Annotated in this window: 1 pseudogene; it reads right to left on the reverse strand. The window is 66.8% G+C overall.

The features are described from left to right. Positions 1 to 1,804 (reverse strand): annotated as a pseudogene (locus tag BX592_RS33360) (RHS repeat-associated core domain-containing protein); the annotation flags it as partial.

Raw genomic sequence — 1,804 nt, forward strand, 5'->3', positions numbered from 1 at the left:
CGTCTCCCCGAACGGCCCATACCCCTGACCACCCGTCGTCACCCCATTGCCATTCGCCAGCGCCACCACACTGCCCTGCTGGTTCGCATACACCCAGCTCCTTGCATTGGTGCCTGCGCCCTCATACTGCACCAGCGGCGCATCCAGCCCAGGCCCGAACACATACCGCCGCGTCAGCGTCCCCGCACCGTCATACTCTGCCGCCAGGTTCTGCCCGTCATACAGCAGCGTCGTGTCCACCCCGTTCACCGTCGTGCGCACGAGCCGCCCTTCCGGGTCATACGCGAGCGTCGCGTTCGTGCCCGCACCGCTCGCCGTCTTCAGCCGGTTATCGAGGTCGTAGCCGTACGTCCACACCCCGTCGCCTGTCAGGTTGCCGTTCGCATCGTGCATCACGCCTTTGCCCGCCGCCGCCGTGTACTGGTTCAGCGCGTTCGCCGCATACGCCGTGCTTGCTGCCGCCGGGGTCCACGCATAGCGGCTGTTCGTCACGCTCGCCTGACGGATCTCGCCCAGCTGATTACGCGTGAGGCTCGCCAGCCAGTCCTCCGTGCTGCTGGTGAAGCGGTGGTTCAGCGTCGACAGTCCGCCCTGAGCGTCATACGCGAGTTCCGTGCGCGTGCCGTTGCCCAGTTCCACCTGCGTGCGACGGTTCAGCGTGTCGTAGCTGTATTTCGCCAGACTTGCCGTGCCGTTCTCCAGCAGCTGCACCGGGCGTCGGTAACTGTCGTACGTCGTCGCCACATGAAACCCGTCCGGCCACGCGATATCCGTCACATTGCCCGCCGCATCACGCGTGTAGCGCAAGGTGCGCCCCGCCGCGCTGGTCTGCGTCAGCTGCCCCAGCCCGTCGTAGCTGTTCGTCACCGTATGGCTGCCGTCGCTGTACTGCGACGCTGTCTTCAGCCCGCGCAGGTCGTAGCCGTACTGCACGTTGCCCGCCCCGCCCGCAAACGTGCGCGTCGCGAGCCGGTCCAGCGCATCGAACCCCTGCGTGACCGTCTGCCCGTTGCGCTTTCTCAGCGCGACCAGGTTCCCGTTCGCATCCCACGTGTACTGCTCGTAGTTATTCGCGTCGCCCATCCCAGGCTGACCCTCCAGCGGATAGTGCGTGCGATACAGCCGGTCATGACCGTCGTACAGGTTCACCGTCGTGTTGCCCTTCGCGTCGGTGATCAGCGCCACCGTCCCGTTCGCGTTATACGTGTAGCTCGCGTACGCCTGTTCCTGTCCGGTGCCAACAGCGCGCCGCACGCTCTTCACGCTGTCGTCCGCGTTGTACACCGTATCGGTCACCCGGTTGCCGCCCTCCGCTGCCGCCAGATACCGCGTCACGCGCGACGCACGGTGATGGTCGTCGTACGCGGTATCGGTGATCGCCACCGGCGCCGCTTCGACCGGACAGATGCTCACGCCCGAGGTCTTCGCCGGACCCCACACGCGCACCACATCGCCCATCGCGTTGTAGCGCCGGCAGGTCACCATCGCGCCGCCCGCCATCGCCACACCGCGCGCCGTCTCCCGACCGTCGGCGTCGTACGTCATCACCTCGTCGGCGCCCAGCAGGTTCGCGTTGGTGCGCGTGACGTTGCCGCGTTTGTCGTAGGCGTTCGTCACCAGCGCCACGCCATCGCGTTTGCTCGTGACAAGCCGCCCTTCGCTGTCGAAGGTCGTCACCGTCTTCACCGCCAGACCGTCCGCGTCCTCGGTCGTCGTCGACGGCGTGAAGTCCGCCGCGTAGCTGATCGTCGTCGACGTGCTGCGCGTGGCGTCGATTTTCTGCGTGATGCGCACCGGCCGGTAC

The organism is Paraburkholderia rhizosphaerae, assembly GCF_004366595.1.
GTDB classification, from domain to species: Bacteria; Pseudomonadota; Gammaproteobacteria; order Burkholderiales; family Burkholderiaceae; genus Paraburkholderia; species Paraburkholderia rhizosphaerae.